Raw genomic sequence first — 22907 nt, forward strand, 5'->3', positions numbered from 1 at the left:
ATATTGGGATATATGACCTAGTCGGTATATTTAAAATTTTCAGGAAATGGAACGAGATAGCTGTATCTGTTTTCAGGAGGGACAAGTTATGCAATGGTCTGAGTGGAAGGCCAAGCTGCAGGAACGGTCCGAACGCATCGTTCGGGATTGCAGCGATCTGGCGAAACGTGCAATGAAACGTACAAGCTCGTACATCCAGGGACATAAAAAGCAAACGGTTTCCATCGCAGCGGGATTGCTGGTGACGGTGGCCGCCGGAGCTTCGGCGCAATATTACTATACGAGCAATGTCACATCGGTCTATCACGTCATCGTAAACGGACAGGAAATCGGTGTGGTGAACGATCCTAAGGTCATTCAGGATTGGACGGCAGCAAAGCTGGCAGAAGAAAAAGCCAAAAAAGGGCTGAATCTGACGCTGGCGGATTACATCACCTTCAAGGAAGAGCGCCAGTTCAAGGCTCCTTTTGACAACGATGCCGCAGTCAAAGCGCTGGCTTCCGTGGCAGACATCAAGGTTCAGGCAGTGAAGCTGGTGATCGACGGCAAAGTGGTTGGCTACTTGCCCGATCAACAATCGGCTGAAGAAGTGCTGGCCGAAGTGAAGCAAAAATATTCCGGCGTGCCTATTCTCACTGGCAAAAAAGCCGCAGTAGCGGCGGCGTCCATGGCGGAGATGAAGGCAACCCCGGTAAAAGAAGTGACTTTCAAAGAAAACGTAGAGTTGCAGACGGAAACAGTACCTGCAGCTCAAATTTTGCCTGCCGAAAAAGTCGAAGAGCTTTTGGTCAAGGGCACCTTCAAGGAACTGAAGCACACGGTAGTTGAGGGCGATTGCATCGGCTGTATTGCCAAAAAGTACGGAATTACCACAAAAGACATTTATGCCAATAACCCTGGCATTACGGAAAACACGCTTTTGCAGCTAGGACAGGAAATCAACGTCACAGCGATTCGCCCGTTGGTTACGGTACGGGTGAAGGAAGACGTTTCGCAGCAAGAAGTCATTGCATTCCCTACCCAGATCAACAACAATGACAAGCTTCCCAAAGGGGAAACAAAAGTTGTTCAAGAAGGCAAAAACGGTACGAAGCTCGTTCAGTATGAAGTCGTGAAAGAAAATGGACAAGTTGTCGAGCGCAAGGTTGTCAAACAAGAAGTCATTGCACAGCCAGTCGCAAAAATCATGGAGCGCGGAACAAAGGTTATTCCTTCGCGTGGGACAGGCCGTCTGAGCTGGCCTGCAAGCGGATATATCAGCAGCGGATTCGGCTCTCGCTGGGGCCGACTGCACAAAGGAATCGACATTGCCGGATCAGGGTCTGTCATGGCGGCAGACAACGGCCGCGTCAAATTCGCGGGCTGGGACGGCGATTACGGAAAAGCGATCATCATCGACCATGGAAACGGGATGGAAACGCTGTATGGCCACTTGAGCACGATCAGCGTGAAGGTCGGCGATGTAGTTGAACAAGGGAAGAAAATTGGCGTAAAAGGTTCGACCGGAGACTCTACCGGTGTCCATCTCCATTTTGAGGTTCATCAAAATGGACGAGTTCAGAACCCGATGCGTTTCTTAAAATAGACATGTAATTTTTGGATAGAAAAGGGCGACTCTTTGGAGGAGCCCTTTTTGCTATGTCGGCACTTTGACGATGCGAAAGGCAGGGAGTGGCTGGCAGGGGCTTCTATGCCGGGTGGACATGGTGTATTGTAGAGGAATAGCGATGTTCGAAGTGGAATCCTTATAGAGAAAAGGAGGGAGCGGGATGGCAAAACTCCTCGTGGTAGACGATGAAAAGCCGATTGCAGATATATTGAAGTTCACGTTTGAAAAAGAAGGGTATCAGGTCGTGTGCGCCTACGATGGCGACGAAGCGCTTGTTGTCGTTCAGGATGAGCGGCCGGATTTGATTTTGCTCGATGTCATGCTGCCGGGCAGGGACGGAATGGACGTCTGTCGGGCTGTCCGGCAAACGCACGACGTGCCGATCATCATGCTGACGGCAAAGGACTCGGAGCTGGATAAAGTGCTGGGGCTGGAGCTGGGAGCGGATGATTACGTGACCAAGCCTTTCAGTACCCGTGAGCTGGTGGCGCGGGTCAAAGCGCATTTGCGCCGCCACCGCCCAAGAGCCGAGGAAAAAGACAGCCAGCATCTGCTGCGTGTGCACGAGCTGGAAATTGATTTGAACTCGTACACGGTGGAGAAGGCGGGAGAACCGCTGGATCTGACGCACCGCGAGTTTGAGCTGCTGATGTACTTGGCCCGTCATCAGGGACAAGTTTTGACGCGGGAGCACCTGCTTCAGTCGGTGTGGGGCTTCGACTATTTTGGCGATGTACGGACGGTGGACGTCACGATCCGCCGCTTGCGCGAAAAGATCGAGGACGACCCGAGCCAGCCGAAGTACATTATTACGCGGCGCGGATTAGGCTACACCATGCGCAATCCCGGGGTGGGAGGCACGCCTGGATGATGAGGCGGCTGTTCAAAACGATCCAGTGGAAAATGGTCGTCATCTACATGCTGCTGATTCTGCTCGCCATGCAGTTCATCGGCGCTTATTTTGCCAGGGAAGTGGAGAGCTATTACATCAATAACTTTTCAGAGGCGCTCAATGCCCAGGCGAGCCTTTTGGCGAGTTTGCTGGAGAGCGATCTGCGGCCGCGCGACGGGAAGGAGCCGAGCGCGGAGCAAAACCGCCAGGACATCGACAACCTCATTAACAACCTGGTGAAAATAAACGGCGCCAATGTGCAGGTCATCGACCAGACCGGAACAGTGGTCAGCACGACAGAGGACAAGAGCACGATTGGTCAGCGCACCTCGCAGCCGGAGGTCACAGTAGCTTTGCTCGGAACGCGCAGTGAGTCGATGCGGATTGACCCGCGCACCGGAGCAAGGGTAAAGGTGCTGGTGCTGCCCGTAAAAGGCGACCAGATCGTCTATGGCGCAGTCTACATGATGGCTTCGATGGAAGGCACCTACACGACGATTCGTAAAATGAACGGGATTTTGGCGACGGGCACGATGTTTGCGCTCGTCATTACGGCGGGCCTGGGGGTCGTGCTCGCGCGAACGATTACCAAGCCGATCAAGGAAATGACCAAACAGGCAAGGCTCGTTGCCGACGGCGATTTCAACAGCAGCGTGCGGGTGTACAGCGACGACGAGATCGGCCAACTGGGAATGGCCTTTAACCACATGACGCTGCGGCTGCAGGAAGCGATTTTGCAGCAGGAGGAAGAACGGGAAAAGCTCGCGGGTATTTTGAGCAACATGACGGACGGCGTGATCGCGGCCAATCGCAACGGGCAGATTATTTTGTTCAACCGCGCAGCGGAAGAGATGCTGCAAGTGCGCATGGCAGATGTTTTGCGAAAAAAAAGGACGCTGGCCGATCTGCTCAGCCTGCCTCCCGAGGAAGAGATGTCTTTGTACGCGCAGGAGGAGCCGCTGTTTATTGAAATGCGCCTCCCGAATCAGGAAGAAGTCATTTTGCGCGTGACGTTTACGCCTTTGCAGCACGACAGCGGAAAAAAGGGCGGGATCATCGCGGTAGTCGCGGATGTAACCGAGCAGCAGCGACTGGAGCAGCAGCGCAGGGAGTTTGTCGCCAATGTCTCGCATGAGCTGCGCACTCCGCTGACGACGATCAAAAGCTACGTGGAAGCCTTGCTGGACGGTGCAGTAGATGAGCCGGAGCTGTCCAATCGCTTTTTGAAGGTGACCATGTCCGAGACAGAGCGGATGATTCGCCTGGTCAATGACTTGCTGCAGCTTAGCCGCTTCGATTCGCAGGGCGTGCGTCTGCACTGCAAGGAGGCGGACATCAGCCGGCTTTTGCGCTATGCGGCCGATCGCTTTTCCATGTTCAGCGAGCAGCAGGAGGTACAGCTTACTGTTGATGTGCCAAACAAGTTGCCGCCTGTGTACATTGATTTGGATGCGATCAACCAGGTGCTGGACAATTTGCTGTCCAATGCGATCAAATATACGTCCCAAGGCGGCACGGTCGTGCTGTCCGCCAAAGAAAACCGCAGTCAGAAGCGGGTGCAAATCTCGATTAGCGATACAGGGATCGGGATACCGGCCCGTGATTTGAAGCGAATTTTTGAACGGTTTTACCGGGTAGACAAAGCGCGCTCGCGTGGACAAGGCGGCACAGGTTTGGGACTGGCTATCGCCCGCGAACTGGTTCAGGCTCACGGCGCAGATATCGAGATTACCAGCGAATGGAACGTGGGGACGACGGTGACGTTCTGGGTCCCATTTGCCCAAGGAGGTAATGCGGGATGAAGCGGATGCTGGAGCCTGCCAAGACCGTCTTGCTGATCCTGCTGGTCGTGGCCAGCTTTTGCCTGACAGCTATGCTGTGGTCGAACCAGCCCAATTTGCAGTTCATCGAGCCCGCACAATACACAGAGTCCAAACCGGTTAAGGAAAAGACGCTGGAGCAATTGGTGACCCCGGAGTCGGTCGTGTTTCATTACGGGGAAGAGCGCCATACGCGTGCAATAGCGACAGATGCGCCTTACAGCCTGATCGTAAGCGAGATGTCGAAATGGATTTTCCTCGATTTCTCCCCGTTTGCGCTGTCCAATGAAAAGTGGGGGGAAATTGCCCGGGAAAAGTTGGGGCTGGAGGTCCGGTTTCGCAGTACAGTACCGCTGTCGATCGTATCGCGACTGGTCACGTTTCGCGACGAGTATGACAGCGGCATCAAGGGCATTGACCGCTTGTGGCTGTACTACGAAAAAGACGAGGACGTCGTCTATGCGCTGTTTCTCTCGACAGAGGAAGGTCGCATGATGCGTTCGCGTACTTCGATCAGCCCAAAAGATTTGCGGGAGTCGTACTTGGCTTCCGGCAGTTCTATGCCGGAGCAAATCATGAAGGTCGTCAGGCCGGAGCGGACTTATTCGGTACTCGAAGGCCCGGCGCCGATCTGGAGCATGTATTACTTGCCGAAAAACCAGATGCGGATGCAGCAGTTCCGCTACAGCTATGTGCCTGTCACCAACGAGCGGCTGATGGAGGCGTATTTTATCGACCAGTCGCTGGTCAGACAAATCATGGAGCGGGACAAAACAGTCATTTTCACAGACGGCAGCAGATCCATCCAGTTGAGGGCAGAGCAGCAGGCGATCACCTTCACAGACCCAGCTTACCAGCAGCGGGCGCAGGAGCTGTCTGACGAGGAAAAAGTCCAGAGTGCGGTTACGTTTATCAACAAGCATCTCGGTTGGCTGGACGATTTTCATTTTGAACGAATCAAGAAAAGCTACAATGAAAAAGATTTAATCACCTTCCGCCAGTATGTCGGGGCGTATCCTCTGGTGAGCACAAGTGAGCCAATCCAGATTGATACGATCCAGATTACATCGGAAGCGGGACAGGTTGTAACGATGAGCCGTTCCCTGCTCGATCTGGATAAATATATCGGCAACAACGAGCAGACGATCATGTCGGGGCCGGAGCTGTACAAGCTGATCCGGGACAAAAAGCTGGCCGATACGGAACAAATCACAAATGCCTACCTCGCCTATCAAACGGTCATAGGAGACGGATACGTCGATCTGGTTCCGACCTGGATCGTCGAGCTGGCGAATCAGGGGAATCTGTACATTCTCGCGCGAGTGAAGCAGGGAGGAGGAGGGGCGCATGGATTGGAGTAGAACGAAGACCATTCTGATCTGGGCCTTTCTTCTGCTCGATCTGTTTCTTTTCTATCAGGTGTACGTGACGCGCATCAGCCTCTGGAATGACAAGGAAGTGGCGCAGGGAGAAAAGTGGAATATGGAGCTGTATCTGAATCAGCAAAATATTGCCCTGGACACAGAGGTTCCGCAAGAAACTCCGGAGATGGCTTATCTCGATGCGGAATACGTCGGAATCAGTCCGATTAACTTGCTTGAGCTGCCTGGCATTCAGGCTACGGTGGAGAAAATGTCGCTTGCGGCAAGGCTGGATCCGCCGATTCAGATTCGCGGCCAACTGACTCCGAATGAGCTGCTGCGTCAGATCGGGCCAAGGCTGATGTACGCCGAGCAGTACGGGCCGGATTCGTACCAGTCGAATCAATCACGGCTGCTGTACTGGCAGGTTCACGAAAAAATGCCGATCTTCGTCGCCCCTTTGGAAGTGTATTTGGAAAACGGAGCGATTTTGGGCTATCGGCAAACGTTTTTCCACGTGCGGGAACAAAAAGGCGGGCGGCAGGTCATCTCCGGCTACAAGGCGCTGCTCTCGCTGGTCGAGAAGCAAATTATCCAGCCGGGTGAACGGATTGAGAATGTAAGCCTGGGCTATTACGGTTCATACGATGCGGATATTCAGGCGCTGGCTCCGGTATGGCGGGTCGTCCACGATGGCAAGCAGCATTTTGTCAACGCGTTCACCGGGGCTTTGGAGCGGGCGATGGTCACGCAGCGATGAACAAATAGACAGCCAGGGAAAGCGACGGGAAGAGGGATGTTCGGTGAGATTTAGTGTGTTGGCAAGCGGGAGCACAGGCAATGCCATCTACGTGGCGACAGACCGTGTTTCCGTGCTGATCGATGTGGGGATTACAGGCAAGCAGGCAGAGGCCGCGCTGCAAACAATCGGCGTCAATCCTGCCGACTTGAGCGCGATCCTCGTTACCCACGAGCACGTCGACCATATCAAAGGGGTCGGCGTCATGGCGCGGCGATACGATTTGCCGATTTACGCCAATGAAAAAACGTGGGCGGAGCTGAACGGACAGATTGGCGCGATCAAGGAAGAGCAAAAGCGCCTGTTTGCCGTAGGGGAGAAGCGGGAGCTGGAGGACTTGGGCATCGAGTCGTTCGGCATCTCGCACGATGCGGCGGAGCCGATGGGCTTTTGCTTTTATCACGGCAAGAAAAAGCTCAGTGTGGCAACAGACCTGGGCTATGTCAGCGACCGGATCAAGGAGACGATTCGCGGTGCGGACGCGTATGTATTCGAGTCCAATCACGATGTCGAGCTGCTGCGTATGTCGCAGTATCCGTGGAGCATTAAACGGCGCATTTTAAGCGACGTGGGCCACTTGTCGAACGAGGCGGCAGGCGACGCTTTGACCGAGTGTTTGACGGGCGGAGCAGAGCGCGTGTATTTGGCCCATTTGAGCAAGGAAAACAACATGATCGACCTGGCCCGACTGACGGTGAAAAACATTTTGGAAGAAAAGGGGCTGACCGTCGGGGATGACGTGCATTTGCGCGATACATACCCGGACCGCCCGACCAAGCTGGAAGAGCTATAGGAGCGGTTCGATCCGGGTCTGGCGGCGGCTGATCGCATCGGAGAGCTTGACCATCGTATCGAGCTGAAAGCTGAGCTGGCTGTCGAGCTCCTTTGCTTTGGCTGTCAGCTCGTCATGCGTCAGCAGTCCTTTTGCAACGAGGAGGTCGATCAGGGCATGCAGGACAAGCGTATTGTGGTAATCCGTTTCCTGCAGATCGGCGAGCTTGGCGATGAGCTGTACTTCTTTCATACTCTATCAACCCTTTCTTTTAGCTGGTGTCAGAAAAAGCTTTTAATCTATCATATCCGCGCTCTCGGTGAAATATTCCGAGGGCTTTTTGCTTTTTTCATTCCACAACCTTTCCATATTTCTCACGCGATTTTGCCGAAACCAGGACGTATACTAAAGGTGTCAAAAGGAACAGACAGCAACGAACTCATACATGCAATCGGCTGACACAGGGGTATAGGAGAATGAAAAACCTGTAACCCTAGTATTAGTAGAGGAAGAAGGAGAGTGTGAATCATGGGGTTTTACGATGATTTGACTCACGTGGAGCGGAAAAAACGAAGCGGTTCTATCGGTCGCACTGTCTTGACGTCCGTAACGTCGGCGGTGATTGGGGGAATGGTCGTCCTGCTCATGCTGCCGACTCTCTCCAACTCCGGATATATCAATATGGTCAAGCCAGGAGCGTCAAACGTCATGAGCAATCCCGCGGCCAACCTGTTTGCCACGCCTGTATCTGTAAAGGTAGAAACCGGTACAGTAAACGCAGTGAAAAAAGTGGAGAACGCGGTTGTCGGCGTCATCAATATCGGCCGTGCCCGCAGCAATTGGTTCAGCAATACGCAAGATGTCGAGCAGGGTGAAGGTTCTGGCGTCATTTTCGAGAAAAAGGGCGGCAAAGCCCACATCATCACCAACTACCACGTCATCGACCAGGCGCAGAAGCTGGAAATCGCCTTGCCGACAGGGGAAAAGGTGGACGCGAAGGTTTTGGGTGCTGACCCGTACGCCGACCTCGCCGTCCTGGAAATCGACGGCTCCAAGGTAACCGCCGTTGCCGAGCTGGGGGACTCCTCCACGCTGCAAGTAGGCGAGCCGGCGATCGCCATCGGGAACCCTCTGGGCATGAAGTTTTCCCGCACGGTGACACAGGGCATCATCAGTTCTCTGGAGCGCTCCATGCCGATGGACTTTAACGAAGACGGCCAGGACGACTGGGAGCTGGATGTTTTGCAAACGGACGCAGCGATCAACCCGGGCAACAGCGGTGGCGCGCTCGTCAACATTCAAGGACAGGTCATCGGGATCAATACGCTGAAAATCTCCAAAGCCGGTGTAGAAGGTCTTGGTTTTGCCCTGCCGATCAATGACGTGAAAGTCATCGTCAGCGAGTTGATGGAAAAAGGCAAGCTGGAACGCGCTTACCTCGGCGTACAGCCATTCGACCTGACCAACGTGCCGCGCGTGCATTGGAAAGAAACCTTGAACCTGCCGGATGAAGTAAAAGCAGGGGTCGTCATCCAAGGCGAAGTCGGCAAATTCTCCCCAGCGGGCGAAGTCGGCCTGAGACAATACGACGTCATCGTCAAAATGGACAACAAGGACATTGCCAACGGCGCTCAACTGCGCAAGTTCCTGACCTTGAACAAAAAGCCGGGCGACACGGTTGTGATTACGTACTACCGTGACGGCTTCAAGAAGACGGCTACTGTCAAGCTGACGAAAACACCGCAGTGATGAGTTGACGTGATATTGTGAGTAACAACAGTAAGGCTTTTGTGGTCGATTAAGCTTATGGATGGCAAGCGTTGCGTTGTTGCTATGGCGTTGCGCTTCCTTTCATAGAGTTTCCATAGATGGAGATGCGGACATGGCATGGCATGAAGCATGAATAAGGGCTGTGAATGCAAGTCCGCTCCGTGAGTAAAGATCGAGCTTGGCGGCGCTCTGGTGGCTGGTGAAAGACGGAAGGCAGAAGTCTTCTGGAAGCCTGTTGCCAAACCGGAGCGTCTCGCCAGCAACAACTGACAGCAATTCCGGGACGATTTTGTCCCGTTTGCATATAAGTAGTTCCCCCTCTATCTATTTGTAAAATAGATCCCTTCTTTGTAGAGCGTCGAGCTGAGATCGGCGCTTTCTTTTTTTTGTGTGGAAACTGGGGTGAAGTGTCAGCTTAGCTTAGTTCGGAGCAGCAAATCAGCAGGTCATGGATTTGTTTTGCTGTCGTTCTGGGGTAGAATAAGAAGCGACATGAAAATGCGCGGAAAAGAGGCAATGGAGATGGACAAGATGATGGAAAGCATTCGCATAGAGGGCAAGGAAGTGGAGCTGCAAGCGGGATATCCGGTGCGTTTTTCCTGCATGGAGCATCTGGAGCAGGAACTGGATGACTACGTGAACGACTTCGAGACGGCACCGGACACGTATCCGGCACAGGCGATCGACGACAGCGCAGCCGACAAGCGCTGCCGGGTATGCGGCGAGCCAGGCCAGATTGCGCTTTTGAAAGAGAAAGGAATGTAGACGAACGTGCAAATTTCGATTATCACCGTAGGCAAGCTGAAAGAAAAGTATTTGCGCGAGGGTATCGACGAGTACAGCAAGCGCCTGTCTGCCTACTGCAAACTGCAAGTAATCGAGGTCAACGACGAAAAAGCCCCGGAAGAAATGAGCGCGGCCGAAATGGAGCAGGTAAAGCGCAAGGAAGGCGAGCGCATCCTCGCGCAGATCAAACAGGACCAGTATGTGATCGCACTTGCGATCGAGGGGCAGATGTGGTCGTCGGAAAAGCTGTCGGCGGAGCTGGACAGGCTGGCGCTGCACGGGCGCAGCCAGGTGGCGTTCGTAATCGGCGGATCGCTCGGGCTGGCAGACACGGTGCTGAAGCGGGCGGATGCGCTGTTGTCTTTTTCGAAGATGACGTTTCCGCATCAGTTGGTGAGGCTGGTGTTGTTGGAGCAGGTTTATCGGGGGTTTCGGATTAGTCGGGGGGAGCCTTATCACAAGTGACGGCAAGTTTTTGAGTTTCGAGCACTCAGGAGCCATTCTAACAAATTACGAGAGTGTACCTTGGGTTTTCCAAAACTGACCATTAACGTAAAGCGCTGAAAAAATGAATTAGAGATGAGATTTAAATGGACCCATTCACCAAACGGGGCATGGTATATTTATGTATGTGGGGAGGAGTCAAAACATGATTGGATTTAATACCGTACTTCCACTTTCAACGGATACATCGGTTGAACACTTTCTTAATATTTGCCGGGTATGGCAACAACGGAGTCCACATACAACGATGATTTTTGACGACCAGCCTATTCAGAATGGTCTGAAGTATGAGAGCGATCAGGAAATAATGGAGTTCGTCCATGTGACGGGAAGTGAAGGCGTGCACTGTGGTGTGCGGCATATCCGAAAAGACGAAGACGGCGAATGGCGAACCGATGTCGTTGGGTATAAAACGGCGGTTGATTTCAAGGTAGCGATTGTTTCGTCACGTTCACATTTCAACGTGACGACCTATACTGAGCTCCCGTTTACCCCATACATCGTAAGTCTGCTCATTCGGGAGACGGGCCCGATGTTTGACGACGGCATCCGCATCGAAGCGGGGCCCAAAGAGGTCACGGAAGAAAACGTCGCCGAGCTCGCTGCGTTGATCAACTGCCAGAAAAGCAATGCAATGCCAGTCATTTACGTCAGCAAGCCGTTTTCCGGCGGTGCGTATCTGACGGACCCTCGAAGGCTGGCATTGAAACTGGCCGGACTGGCGCATGTATATTTCGAGACGGATACGAAGGTATCAACGATGCTGAAGGCATTGACGGATGGAAAAAATGCGTACAATGGCTCAATCGGTATCTATTGGCAAGACCGTAATTTCAGAAGATTTGTGTTGAACGACACAGACGAAAACATCAATCAAAAAATCCAAAATTACGTAAAAACAGTGTTGAATACGCGGAAAACGGCTGACGAATACCGCTGGTCCTACGTTCAACACTTGCAATATCAACGGGCGATCGAGCGGTACCGCGAAGGCGAAGCCGAAAACAACGGGATGATCGAGTACGCTTTGCAGGAAAACGAGGAGCTGCGGGAACAGGTCAGGAGCCTAGAGGCAGAAAACTATTATTTGAAGGGAATACAGCAGATGCTGTATTCAAATGAGTTGGACGAGCAGAGACCGTTGATTTTCAAAGGCGCCGAAGTGGAACTATTCGCCAACGAGCAGGCGGAACTTATTCTCGACATCATTGAGGAGAAGCTCAGGAGCGGAAGCTGTTCAGTACGCATCCGAAATATGTTGGAATCCATTCTGGAAGCCAACGAGCGAACGAACAACAAGAAAACGTTTATCGATCAGGTGAAAGCCGTGCTGACGGAGTCTGGCGGCTTGTCGAGTCAGGGAAAAAGGGAACTAATTAAACTCGGGTTTGAGTTGACTGATGATGGAAAACACTACAAGCTTAAGATTAAGGGTGAAGATCGCTATTCGCATTCTATTGCCAAGACACCAAGTGACGTCCGCTCCGGAGAAAATAACTTCGCACAGTTCAAGAATCGGTTTTTTTAATGAGTTTTCTATCATAATTTTTCCTGAGAGAGCAAGCTGCTCACCATACGAATCAAATATTAATCCTCTCAAATCGTTTTTTAAGGAAAGGATTCGTATTTCCTGATACCATAAGCTTATTTACCTCGCACAACCGTTTTTTGCGAAAACTCCCAGACCCTTTCTTGTAAGCTTACGCAAAAGTAAAAGCTGGAGGCATATTAGTTAAGGGCACCCCAAAAGGTGCCCTAATAACTTGTGGATCGGCTACACTGAATTGGACAATTCTCTTAAGGTCTAGTAGATTGAAATCAAATCGACAAGGAACGGAGAGAATGTCATGCAGAAACGTGAGCGTCGGTCATTTACAGACGAGTTCAAGCAGCAGATGGTTCAACTTTACGAGAATGGGAAACCGCGGGCAGATATTTTGAGAGAATATGATCTGAGTGCATCTGCGTTTGACCGTTGGGTCAAACAGAGTAGAACAACAGGTTCTTTCAAAGAAAAGGACAACCGGACAGAGGAACAGAATGAACTCCTTGCGCTACGTAAGGAAATTCAACGATTGAAAATGGAGAACGATATTTTAAAGCAAGCAGCGCTGATCTTCGGACGAAAATAACGGTAATCCAGCAAAACGCTCATAAGTATCCCATATCGGCCATGTGCAAGATTCTTCAGGTCAATAGGAGTACCTACTACTACGAGAGTAATGAGCAATCATCTGTCAATGATGAAGTGGAACAAGCAATTATCCGTATTTTTGAAGAGAATCAGCGCGTGTATGGAGCAAGGAAGATCAAAGCAAAACTTCAAGAAGAGGGAATGACGGTTTCCAGACGGCGCATTGGACGTCTGATGAAGAAAAACGGCCTGGTCTCGGTCTACACAGTAGCGCAGTATAAACCGCATATGTCGTCATGTAACGAATCGCCGATCCAGAACGAACTGAATCGCGAGTTTGCGAAAGAAGCACCATTGGAAGCCGTTGTGAGTGACTTGACATACGTTCGGGTCGCAAATAAATGGCACTATATTTGCTTGCTCGTAGACTTGTTTAACCGGGAGATCATTGGCTATAGCTGTGGAAAATACAAAGATGCTGCTCTCGTCTACCAGGCTTTTGCAAGCGTAAAGGGAGACTTGCGTCAGATCCAGCTCTTTCATACGGATCGTGGTAGTGAATTTAAAAATCAGACGATTGATGAAGTCATCCACACGTTCGAAATCAAACGTTCCCTGAGCATGAAAGGCTGTCCCTATGACAATGCAGTTGCTGAAGCTACCTTTAAGCTAATCAAAGCAGAGTTCGTAAAGAATCGGCAGTTTGAGTCGTTGACACAGTTGAAGCTAGAATTAGAAAAATACGTCAAGTGGTTTAACGAAACAAGAATTCACTCGACATTGGGGTATCTGAGTCCACTCGTTTACAAACAGAAGGCACTTAAGAAATCCGTCTAGTTTGGTGTTGACAGTCCACATTTCAGAGGATACAAGCGATTTCATTTTGCTTGTTCCTGAAAAATACCGTAACAAGGAAAAAGAAATTTTGGATTACTTTACGAAAGTAAGAAAGAATCTTGTTGAGGTAGATGAGAACCGGTTTCAGGTGGAAGTTCCGGATCGTGTAAGAAATCAACGGCTGTCTATCATCTGGACAGCAAATAACCAGAAAATATTTAGCTTCAATCCAGAAGTGTTTCCATTAGAAAACAATATGATTGTAGATCCGATTATTCGCGTCGTTACTGAGAAAAACAGCCTTGTTGCAGACAAAGCCAACATGATGAGCGGAGGGGGGGGCCGCGATCCGTTAAAGGTGAAATTGATAAACAGAGACAGTGAACGGACGTTCGAGTTGCTCGAACCTGAACTGAAAAGGCTGAAGCTCGACGATAACCTGACAAATCTGATATCAGTCGACCAATATGTTCTGAGTCAGATATATGAATTGAAAAATACAAGGACCCAGCTTACATTCATCAGTCTCGGACTGTTAGCCGGATTGCTGGTGCTTGTCGTACAAAATCTGAGCGTGTTTTTTAGCAAATTTCAACGAAGATTTATCGTGCGCAGATTATTCGGTACCGGTTTTTTCAAAACGTACCAGGAATATATGTGGTTGCTGTCGGTGACATGGGCGATCCAGATCGGCGCCTGCCTATTGGTAAACAGTGGTTTTGCATCCAGTTTGCTTCAAATGGCCGGAAGTGTATCTATGGTAGCGTCATCCGTCAACGAAGCAGTCGGATCATCTAGCGATCGTGTGCTTGCAATAGGCGGCGGGGTGCTCGCTATTGAATTTGTAGCGTCTGTTCTCGCACTGTTTGTTATCGAGCGGAAAAATAAAGGAAAAGTACTAAAAGGAGGTGGGGGAGCAGCATGAAAACGGTATGTGAACTGGTTGATGTCAGCAAACGCTATCAAGATCACACGGTTCTTGAACAAATCAATTTGAAAGTATATGAAGGAGATATGCTCGCTATTACGGGTAAAAGCGGCTCTGGCAAGACGACTGTTCTCAATATTATGGGATTGCTTGAAGATCCGAGTAGTGGCACAGTGAAACTGTTTGATAAGCAGCGTCCGCGGATTGGATCGGCTCAGGCAAACAAACTGCTTAGAACAAGAATTGCCTATCTCTTCCAGAACTTCGCATTGATTGATGATGCAACCGTTGACTATAACCTTGAGGTCCCGCTGCTTTATTCGGGAAAAACAAGAGCGGAAAAGCAAAAATTAAAAAAAGAGGCACTGGAGAAAGTGGGGCTGGATATCTCACTCAAGCAAAAAACATACGGTTTGTCGGGCGGGGAGCAACAACGGGTGGCAATTGCGAGGATATTGTTAAAGCCATGCGACCTCATCCTTGCCGACGAACCGACAGGATCATTGGACGTCGACAACCGCAATGAAATTGTGAAGCTTCTGAAGGAACTGAATCATAAAGGCAAAACGATTATTATCGTCACTCATGATGAGTACGTTGCGGGAGAATGTAGCAGAATGATTACACTGTCATGAGGAAGAGGTTGCCCGATCCAATTCTCAGGCAGTCATATAATACCCCGTTTTAGGAAAACATAAAGAAAAATGTCCCGCGAAGACCAATGAGCAGTGTGGCAAAACGTATCAGTGGTGGCACAAAAAGTGACAATTGCAATATACTGACTTAGGAAGAAATAAAGACCTCGTAACAAATCCGCTATAAACCAAAGCGACATCCGTGCAGCAACCGGGTAAAAGCTTTGGTTTTTGTCTATCCATGAGTTTTTTTACACAAATTGCCAACACATTCCCTATAAAAAGTATATCATTCCGACACTTTACGGGCCTTTTAATAGCATATAACTATCAATATATAGCAAATATTTTATTCTAAAGATAAAAGTGATACACTATATAACAGGTTGTAATTATTCCAGAAAAGGTGTGTACTAGGTAGCACCCTGACTTGCAACGGGGCCAGATCAGGAGCCGCCTGCATCTTTTCTCCAAATACCAGCGAGTTAGGACGGTAAAAATGAGTAACAGACAAATGCAAACAGACGTTATCTTAATTGGTGCCGGCATCATGAGTGCGACTCTAGGGTCACTGCTGAAAGAATTAGTACCAGACTGGAAAATTACAGTGTTTGAAAAGCTCTCCAAAGCAGGAGAGGAAAGCTCCAACGAATGGAACAATGCCGGAACCGGGCATGCTGCACTCTGTGAGCTGAACTACACCACGGAAAAGAAAGACGGATCGGTCGACATTAGCAAGGCGATCAAGATCAATGAGCAGTTTCAGGTTTCCATGCAGTTTTGGTCTCATCTCGTAAAAAGCAAGCTGATTAGCAATCCGCAAGATTTCATCATGCCTTTGCCGCACATGAGCTTGGTGCAAGGGGAGAAAAATGTTTCGTTTTTGAAGAAGCGTTTCGAAGCGATGTCCCAAAATCCTCTGTTCCAAGGCATGGAGTTTTCCGATGACCCGGAAAAACTGAAGGAATGGATTCCGCTCGTGATGGAAGGCCGTTCTTCGAATGAGCCAATCGCAGCCACAAAGATCGACACGGGAACGGATGTCAACTTTGGGGCTTTGACGCGGATGTTGTTTGACCACCTGAAGACGAAAAACGTTGAAGTAAACTATGAGCATAGCGTTGATGATATTAAACGTACCAGCGACGGCTCTTGGGAATTGAAAGTGAAAAATCTCAAGAACGGCATCGTCCAACGCCATAAGGCGAAGTTCGTCTTTATCGGCGGCGGTGGCGGAAGCCTGCATTTGCTGCAAAAATCCGGTATTCCGGAAGGGAAGCGCATTGGCGGATTCCCGGTAAGCGGTATCTTTATGGTCTGTAAAAACCAGGATATCGTGGAGCAGCATCATGCAAAAGTTTACGGAAAAGCCAAGGTTGGCGCTCCGCCAATGTCTGTTCCGCATCTGGACACACGCTACATCGACGGCAAGAAATCGTTGCTGTTCGGGCCTTTTGCCGGGTTCTCGCCGAAGTTCCTGAAAACCGGCTCCATGTTCGATTTGATTACTTCTGTCAAACCGAACAACGTGCTGACAATGCTGGCAGCAGGCGCGAAAGAAATGTCGTTGACGAAGTACCTGATCCAGCAAGTCATGCTGTCCAAAGAGCAGCGCATGGAAGAGCTGCGCGAGTTTATCCCGAACGCGAAGAGCGAGGATTGGGATTTGGTCGTGGCCGGCCAGCGCGTGCAGGTTATCAAAGACACCGAGGCAGGCGGAAAAGGAACACTGCAGTTCGGTACCGAAGTCATTACGGCGTCGGACGGCTCGATTGCAGCGTTGCTGGGTGCTTCTCCGGGAGCTTCCACTGCCGTGTCCGTCATGCTTGAGGTCATTAAAAAATGCTTCCCGCAGCATATTAACGAGTGGGAAGTCAAAATCAAAGAAATGATTCCTTCTTATGGCGTGTCATTGATGGACAATCCAGAGTTGTTGCATGAAATTCACTCTTACACAGCACAGGTGCTGGGGCTGGACAGAAAAGTAGCTGTCGCCCGGTAGCCAGCCAGTAATCAATATACGAGCGAAGCGGCCTTTTCCCTGCGATTTGTAGGGGGAAGGCCGTTTTTTTCAGCTTGTCTTTGGCGCCGATTACGAAAAGCGGCAGATCAGCCTCGAAGAATTTTTGCAAAGATAGCATGGCGTGCAGTCAAAAACGCAGGGAGAGAGGAGGCGTTACATGGTAACAGATCAAGACTTAACCATCCATGAACTAAAATCGTTTCTGCAAAGCGGCGAAAGACACTTCAGAAGAGTTTGCGTGGAGACGGGAGCCTTGAGAAACGCTGACTTGCAAAACGCGTGTTTTCGGGGCAATGCCGTATGTGGCGTAGACATGCACGGCGCCAATATCCAAGGGGTGGAGTCATGGGGGACAATATTTTTCTTTTGACCAACGGCAGTGATGAAACAAGCGTCCACCAGAAGCAACTGACAGAAAGCCCGTTGTGGAAAACGATTCCGGCCGTCCAGCAAGGCCGCGTCTACACGCTGGACAGCAAATTCAACTTCGACGACCCGATTACGTTGGACATGCTGCTCGATGAAATCGTTCAGATCATGGCCGGGGCGGGGAAGGCTGACAAGAAATAAAGCAAACGACAACCGAAGAAGCTGCTCATGCCACGGGGACGGATCGACGCCCGGTTGTGCGAGCGGCTTTTTTGTGTGGAACAGATCGCCCGGCAAATCGAAAGGGGATTGGCATGACGAAAACAATCGTTGAAAAGCTGCGTTTGCACACGTACAAAAAAGCAGCGGTTTTGCATCAGCCGGAGGGCGCAGACTACTTGGCGTCGCAGTCCCTTTTTCTGTGATAGATAAGCCCCTGGTATTTTTCATAAAAAGGAGACAGGCACTTGCGGCCAACGAAGCTCATCCCTGCTTTGCCTGCTTTATTGCGACACGTCTGAAGCGATTCGGAAGATTGCCGTCCCAAAGCAGCTATCCTGTGCTACAATTTTGAAAATGATTATCAATATCACATTCGCATAAACATCATTGTTGAAAAGTGCAGGAGGTGGCTGTGCATGTTCAGTAATGAGCGGAACCATAGCGAAGCAGGAAGCACGGATGCGCTGCACATGTCGTTGGATGAAGTGCGTGAGTACATAGCCAGCCGTTTTGCGGAGCAGATGTCGATCCAGAGCTTGGCGCAGTTGGCGGGGCTTAGTCCCAATTATTTTGGTGAGGCGTTCAAAAAAGCGTACGGACAGAGCGTGATGGACTATTTGACGGAGCTGCGCATCGGCCACGCCAAGCAGCTTTTGCGCGATTCCGATTTGTATATGCGCGAAATCGCGCGCAAGGTCGGCTACCACGATGAGTTTTACTTCAGCAGAAAGTTTAAAAAAGTAGTCGGGGTTTCGCCTTCTGCATACAGCAGGGACACGAGAAAGCGGGTAGCCGTCACTTCGGCGGCTGCCATCGGCAATCTGCTCGTGCTGGGGGTCGTTCCGGTTGCCGCACCGCTTGATCCGAAGTGGAGCCCGCATTACCACTACTACTATCAAGAGCAGATCAAGGTCCATCTGAGCTCGCCAGAAGCCGACCTGGACGAAGAAAGTCTCCGGAAGCTGATGTCGGCCAAGCCGGACATGCTAATTTTGCACCATGAACACGATCCGATGGTTCGAAAGCAACTGCTCAGCTCCGGGATCGAATGCGTCGAAATCGGAGCGGCGGATTGGCGGGAGCAACTTCGGCAAACGGCCGAAGTCGTAGACAGGCAATCCGTGTGTGAACAATGGATAGCAGACTATGAGACGAGGGCGGCGGAGGCGAGGGAGAGCGTGAGCCAGGCAGTCGGGGCGGATGTATTCATCACGCTTCGCATATCGGGCGAGCAAATCTACCTCTACAGCAACAGAGGGATTCGCGACATGCTTTACGGGGACCTGGCGCTTGCGACGATCCCGGAGCTAAAGCAGTTGTCCAACAAAGAGATTACGCTCGACCAGTTGGCGCAGTTCAATCCTGACAGGCTGCTGCTGTTGATTTGTCCGAACGCAAGCACCAGAAAATACTGGCTGTCTTTGCAGTACCACACGCAATGGCGGGGGCTGAATGCGGTCAAGAACGGGCAGATGTACGTCATTCCTTCCAACCCGTGGTTCGAATATTCCGCTCTGGCAATGAACCGGATGCTGGAAGAGGCTACCTTGATGCTAACAGGGAAAAATCCAGCCCCTTCACCTGTTCCAGTCCATGGAGTCACGTAGCGGATTGCTTTATAATTCCTTCATGTGAGAATCGTTATCACTTGGAGGGGGAGCTTTTTTGATGATAAACGCGGGAAACAAAGGGCGGGGACGCATTCGCAAACCGTTGGCCCTGCTGTCAGCCTTGTTGCTTGTATCCGGACTGCTGGCTGCATGCGGGACGAATGCGGATGCACCCGAGGCGCAGGCGAGCAAACAGGAGACAGCGGCACAGAACAATGCGGCAGACGCGGAAAAGAGCAAGGCTGAGCAGGCGAGCGTCTACCCGCTGACGGTCAAAGACGAGCTTGGGCATGAGGTGACGATTCCAGCGAAGCCGACCAAAGTTTTTGCTCCGGTCATGGAGGATTCTTTGCTCACGCTGGGTATCAAGCCTGTACGGCAATGGTCGAACGGCGTAAGCCCGCAGGAATATTTGCAAGATCAGCTCGGCAGCGTGCCGCAGATCAGTTTTGCGGGCGGACAGCCTTCTTTTGAAGCGATTTTGGAATCGCAGCCGGACCTGATTATTTTGCACAATGCGTATGCAGCGGAGAACGGCGTGTACGAGCAATATGCCAAAATCGCGCCTACGTATGTGTTCAAGAGTGCATCCACCGATTTGAACAGCTCGATTCGCGAACTGGGCAAATTGCTGGGGGAGGAAGACAGGGCAGCGCAAGCGATCAAAGACTACGCCGACAAGGTCACAAAAGCAAAAGCCAAGCTGGAAGGAATCACAAAAGGGAAAAAAGCTGCAATCATCCGCTTTAATGCCAAAGGCATGTTTTTCATGAATAGCGACTATTTCAGCGGCTATGTGCTCGCGCATGAGCTGGGCTTCGAGCCAAGCAGCCTGGTGAAAGGCGGCGCTTTTGAAGTGTCCCTGGAAATTTTGCCTGAGCTGGATGCCGATTATATTTTCCTCGTGAACGACGGCAATCAGGGGGATCGCTTTGTAAAAGAGTTGAAGGAAAGCGAAGTGTGGAAAAACGTTCCGGCAGTGAAAAACGGTCGCGTCTTCGAGACGTCCAATGATTACTGGCTGAGTGGCGGATTTATTGCCCAAAGCAAAGTGATGGACGATGTAGTGAGGTTCCTTCAGCCATGAACAAAATGACAGAAAGACCTCATATCGCGGAGCGTTGCTTTGAGTACGAGATGAGGTCGAGCAGGCAACTCGACTACCGGATTTTGATTGCCACGCCAAAAGACGAGCCGCCGCAGAGCGGTTACGCAGTCGTCTACGCGTTGGACGGAGATGCGCTGTTTCAGACGCTCGCAGAGGCGGTCAAGCTGCAGACGCGCAAGCCGAAGGGCTTCGACCCGATCTTGGTGATTGGCATTGGCTATCCGTCCAGGGAGCCGTTTGACATGGAGCGGCGTTGCCGCGACTTTACGATGCAGGCCAGCGAAGGAGGGCTTCCGAAACGGCCTGACGGTTCACCGTGGCCGCCGCATGGCGAAGCAGACGACTTCCTCGATTTTCTGGAAACAGAATTGATGCCAGCTATCGCCAAGGAGTGGCCGATTGATCCGGCCAGACAGGCGATTGTCGGACATTCCCTCGGTGGACTGTTTACGCTGCACGCCTTGTTCACCAGACCGCATCTGTTTACGCATTATGCGGCGGGCAGCCCTTCCGTCTGGTGGGCCGACAACGAGGTGCTCAAGGAAATGGAGCAGTTCAAAGCGGGCTGGCAGCGCGAGGAACAGCGTCATCTGCTGCTGACGATCGGGGCAGATGAGCTGGAGGATATGCTCGAAGGCGCGGAAGAGGTCGCCCGGGGGTTGAGTCCGCTCAAAGAGCAGGGGCTTCGTCTGGAATGGATCAAGTTCGCCAGAGAAGATCATGTGACGGTGTTGCCCGCCATGCTCAGCCGCCTGCCGCGGTTTTTGTGGTCCGGAAAAGAAAACACATAACGCGAATCAGTAGTTCGGCTGTCAGCAGAAAATGACAGCCGAACCTTTTTTTATTGCATGACAGCAACCGTCTATGATAATTTTTGTAAAGTCTATCGTACAGACGAATCATCCAGGTGGGCGTGCGTCGGGAGCCAACGCGCGTCCATGACCATCGAACGAGGTGCAGCATGTCGGCATACTTGATCCCGATTCAAACCGCATTTATCGCTTTTTTCCTGCTCGAATTTGTGCTTGTAATCCCGTGGCTGATCTACAGCTACCGAAGTACTGCTATGTGAGCCTGTGGGCTTCTGTCGTGGCCTACTCGTTTATGTACTATATGTTGTCCACGTTGTTTCTTGTGCTTTTGCCGCTCCCGGAGACGCGGGATACGTGCGCGCACCAGTCAGCGGATACGGTGTACTATTCGCTTGTGCCCTTTTCCTTTGTCAGCGATACGCTTGCGGCCAGCTCAATCGTCTGGTCCAATCCGACCACGTACATGCAGGTTTTTCAGCAGAGCGCCTTTTGGCAAGCAACCTTCAACTTTCTCCTGCTGCTCCCTTTTGGCGTCTATTTGCGCTATTTTTGGCAAGAAAAACGGCACTGGAAGCGAGCGCTTGCTTTCGGCTTTGCCCTGTCCCTGTTTTACGAGGTCACGCAGGTCACCGGAATTTACGGCATCTACAATTGTCCGTATCGCATCTTTGACGTGGACGATTTGATGCTGAACAGCAGCGGAGCGCTGTTTGGCTACTGGATTGGCCCGATTATCCTCGCCCTGTTTCCATCGAAAAAAACGCTGCTGGCGAAAACGGCCAAAATCCGGCAAAGCGAGCGGGTTCCGCCACTGTCGCAGTTGCTGGCGGTGTGGGTCGATTATTTTGCGATTCAGGCAGTCTTGTTTGTCACGATTGGCTTTTTTACGGCAAATGAACTGATTGAGATGCTCTGCACCACTGTGGGCTTTTTGCTTGTCTACTTTGCGCTTCCGCTCCAGTGCGGCGGCAAAACGATAGGGACGAACCTGCTGCGCTTCAAGCTTGCCGATCCGCAGGGAGAGACGCCTTCGCGGAAAGCTTTGCTCTTTTGCGCATTTTCGCTATCGGTGAACAAGCCCGGCTTGATAAATGGGGAGCGGTCAGGCATACTCTCACATAAAAAGGTTGGGCAGTTGAGGAGGCTAAGCCGAGATGTCTGCAAAAAAGGTGTTAATCATTGACGACGAAGAAGATATTTTGAGGCTCATTAAAACGGTACTGCAAAAAGAAGGCATCGAACACGTCTATACGTCTGCGACGGCCAAAGACGGCCTCGCTCAATTTCAGGAAAAGAAGCCGGATCTCGTGCTGCTGGACATCATGCTGCCCGATGGGGAAGGCTATGACGTATGCAAACAAATGAGAAGCATCTCGAAGGTGCCGATTTTGTTCATTTCGGCGAAAACAGAGGAAATTGACAAAATTCTCGGCTTTGCCATCGGCGGTGACGACTATATTACAAAGCCGTTCAGCCCGAAAGAGCTTGCCTACCGCGTCAAGGCGCAGTTGAGGCGAGCAGACTATGCCGCAGCAGAGTCTGTGGAGGAAGCAGACCCTGTGCTAAAGGCAGGCCCCATCGAGTTGAATCCGCAAAAAGCAGAGCTGTTAAAGAACGGCGTTGCCATTGAGTTAAAGCCGAAAGAGCTTGGGCTGATGAAGGTGTTTCTGGAAAACGTCAACAAAGTGATTAGCAAGGAAAAGCTGTATGACACGGTCTGGGGCGAGGATTTTATCGGAATCGACAACACCGTCATGGTGCACATTCGCAGGCTGCGGGAAAAAATCGAGGACCAGCCGAAGTATTTGATTACGATGAAAGGCTTGGGGTACATTCACGCTGACACCAGAAGGAAAAGATGCGCTGCAAAAAAAGAACGCGTGGATTCAGATTCTCGATGAAAACGGCAACGAAGT

21 protein-coding genes are annotated in these 22907 nt (G+C 51.1%); 20 read left to right on the forward strand and 1 reads right to left on the reverse strand.

Going from position 1 to position 22907, the window contains the following annotated elements:
- The first annotated feature begins 88 nt into the window (after positions 1 to 88).
- From M655_RS00980 to M655_RS01005, 6 genes are all read left to right on the forward strand, one after another.
- Complete coding sequence (locus tag M655_RS00980) at positions 89 to 1585, forward strand: LysM peptidoglycan-binding domain-containing M23 family metallopeptidase (protein WP_005831724.1); 1497 nt, start codon at positions 89 to 91, stop codon at positions 1583 to 1585.
- Between the two features lie 184 nt (positions 1586 to 1769).
- On the forward strand, positions 1770 to 2480 hold the full coding sequence (gene yycF / locus M655_RS00985; protein ID WP_005831723.1) for a response regulator YycF: 711 nt from the start codon (positions 1770 to 1772) through the stop codon (positions 2478 to 2480).
- Positions 2480 to 4303, forward strand: coding sequence for a cell wall metabolism sensor histidine kinase WalK (gene walK, locus M655_RS00990; protein ID WP_025846297.1), 1824 nt, complete (start codon positions 2480 to 2482; stop codon positions 4301 to 4303). The genes yycF and walK overlap by 1 nt, the downstream gene beginning before the upstream one ends.
- Complete coding sequence (locus M655_RS00995) at positions 4300 to 5682, forward strand: YycH family regulatory protein (protein ID WP_007780450.1); 1383 nt, start codon at positions 4300 to 4302, stop codon at positions 5680 to 5682. The genes walK and M655_RS00995 overlap by 4 nt, the downstream gene beginning before the upstream one ends.
- The gene (locus M655_RS01000) at positions 5669 to 6442 is read left to right on the forward strand and encodes a two-component system regulatory protein YycI (RefSeq protein WP_005831717.1); all 774 of its coding nucleotides are present in this window, start codon (positions 5669 to 5671) and stop codon (positions 6440 to 6442) included. The genes M655_RS00995 and M655_RS01000 overlap by 14 nt, the downstream gene beginning before the upstream one ends.
- A 43-nt stretch (positions 6443 to 6485) precedes the next feature.
- A complete protein-coding gene (locus tag M655_RS01005; RefSeq protein ID WP_007780446.1) occupies positions 6486 to 7274 on the forward strand; it encodes an MBL fold metallo-hydrolase in 789 nt (262 codons plus the stop codon).
- Here M655_RS01005 and M655_RS01010 read toward each other — a convergent pair.
- Positions 7269 to 7505, reverse strand: coding sequence for a hypothetical protein (locus M655_RS01010; protein ID WP_005831713.1), 237 nt, complete (start codon positions 7503 to 7505; stop codon positions 7269 to 7271). The two genes, M655_RS01005 and M655_RS01010, sit on opposite strands and share 6 nt — an antisense overlap.
- Positions 7506 to 7781: 276 nt before the next feature.
- Here M655_RS01010 and M655_RS01015 point away from each other — a divergent pair, with 276 nt between their 5' ends.
- The 14 genes from M655_RS01015 (at position 7782) to M655_RS01080 (ending at position 22892) form a co-directional block, all read left to right on the forward strand.
- Entirely contained in the window at positions 7782 to 9002 is a 1221-nt protein-coding gene (locus tag M655_RS01015; RefSeq protein WP_005831709.1) for a S1C family serine protease, read from the forward strand.
- A gap of 543 nt (positions 9003 to 9545) precedes the next feature.
- Positions 9546 to 9788, forward strand: coding sequence for a CxxH/CxxC protein (locus M655_RS01020; RefSeq protein WP_007780439.1), 243 nt, complete (start codon positions 9546 to 9548; stop codon positions 9786 to 9788).
- 6 nt (positions 9789 to 9794) lie between these two features.
- Entirely contained in the window at positions 9795 to 10274 is a 480-nt protein-coding gene (rlmH, locus tag M655_RS01025) for a 23S rRNA (pseudouridine(1915)-N(3))-methyltransferase RlmH (RefSeq protein ID WP_007780437.1), read from the forward strand.
- A gap of 184 nt (positions 10275 to 10458) precedes the next feature.
- A complete protein-coding gene (locus M655_RS01030) occupies positions 10459 to 11841 on the forward strand; it encodes a hypothetical protein (protein ID WP_007780435.1) in 1383 nt (460 codons plus the stop codon).
- A 319-nt stretch (positions 11842 to 12160) separates the two neighbouring features.
- Positions 12161 to 13284 (forward strand): IS3 family transposase gene (locus M655_RS01035; protein WP_157179509.1). Its coding sequence is split into 2 segments (ribosomal slippage): positions 12161 to 12410 and positions 12410 to 13284, totalling 1125 coding nucleotides; the frame shifts between segments, so codons are not numbered across the junction.
- A gap of 4 nt (positions 13285 to 13288) precedes the next feature.
- Positions 13289 to 14209, forward strand: a complete 921-nt coding sequence (locus M655_RS01040; protein ID WP_286086024.1) for a DUF1430 domain-containing protein — start codon at positions 13289 to 13291, stop codon at positions 14207 to 14209.
- A complete protein-coding gene (locus M655_RS01045; protein ID WP_007780416.1) occupies positions 14206 to 14847 on the forward strand; it encodes an ABC transporter ATP-binding protein in 642 nt (213 codons plus the stop codon). Before M655_RS01040 ends, M655_RS01045 begins: the two co-directional genes overlap by 4 nt.
- Before the next feature lie 499 nt (positions 14848 to 15346).
- A complete protein-coding gene (locus M655_RS01050; protein ID WP_026557675.1) occupies positions 15347 to 16849 on the forward strand; it encodes a malate:quinone oxidoreductase in 1503 nt (500 codons plus the stop codon).
- A gap of 366 nt (positions 16850 to 17215) precedes the next feature.
- Positions 17216 to 17440 carry an ABC transporter substrate-binding protein gene (locus M655_RS01055; RefSeq protein WP_005830628.1) on the forward strand — a complete coding sequence of 75 codons (225 nt, stop codon included), beginning with the start codon at positions 17216 to 17218 and terminating at the stop codon, positions 17438 to 17440.
- A gap of 437 nt (positions 17441 to 17877) precedes the next feature.
- Positions 17878 to 19068 carry a helix-turn-helix domain-containing protein gene (locus tag M655_RS01060; RefSeq protein ID WP_026557673.1) on the forward strand — a complete coding sequence of 397 codons (1191 nt, stop codon included), beginning with the start codon at positions 17878 to 17880 and terminating at the stop codon, positions 19066 to 19068.
- Positions 19069 to 19129: 61 nt separating this feature from the next.
- On the forward strand, positions 19130 to 20158 hold the full coding sequence (locus M655_RS01065; protein ID WP_035422931.1) for an ABC transporter substrate-binding protein: 1029 nt from the start codon (positions 19130 to 19132) through the stop codon (positions 20156 to 20158).
- Positions 20155 to 20970: an alpha/beta hydrolase gene (locus tag M655_RS01070; protein WP_025844685.1), complete on the forward strand. Its 816-nt coding sequence runs from the start codon at positions 20155 to 20157 to the stop codon at positions 20968 to 20970. Before M655_RS01065 ends, M655_RS01070 begins: the two co-directional genes overlap by 4 nt.
- Positions 20971 to 21247: 277 nt before the next feature.
- Positions 21248 to 22174, forward strand: coding sequence for a VanZ family protein (locus M655_RS01075; protein ID WP_026557671.1), 927 nt, complete (start codon positions 21248 to 21250; stop codon positions 22172 to 22174).
- Positions 22146 to 22892 (forward strand): response regulator transcription factor, encoded by a 747-nt coding sequence (locus M655_RS01080; RefSeq protein ID WP_025844687.1) that lies wholly within the window; start codon positions 22146 to 22148, stop codon positions 22890 to 22892. The genes M655_RS01075 and M655_RS01080 overlap by 29 nt, the downstream gene beginning before the upstream one ends.
- Positions 22893 to 22907: the final 15 nt, after the last annotated feature.

The sequence above is a fragment of the Brevibacillus sp. NSP2.1 genome (assembly GCF_000470975.2).
GTDB lineage: Bacteria > Bacillota > Bacilli > Brevibacillales > Brevibacillaceae > Brevibacillus > Brevibacillus agri.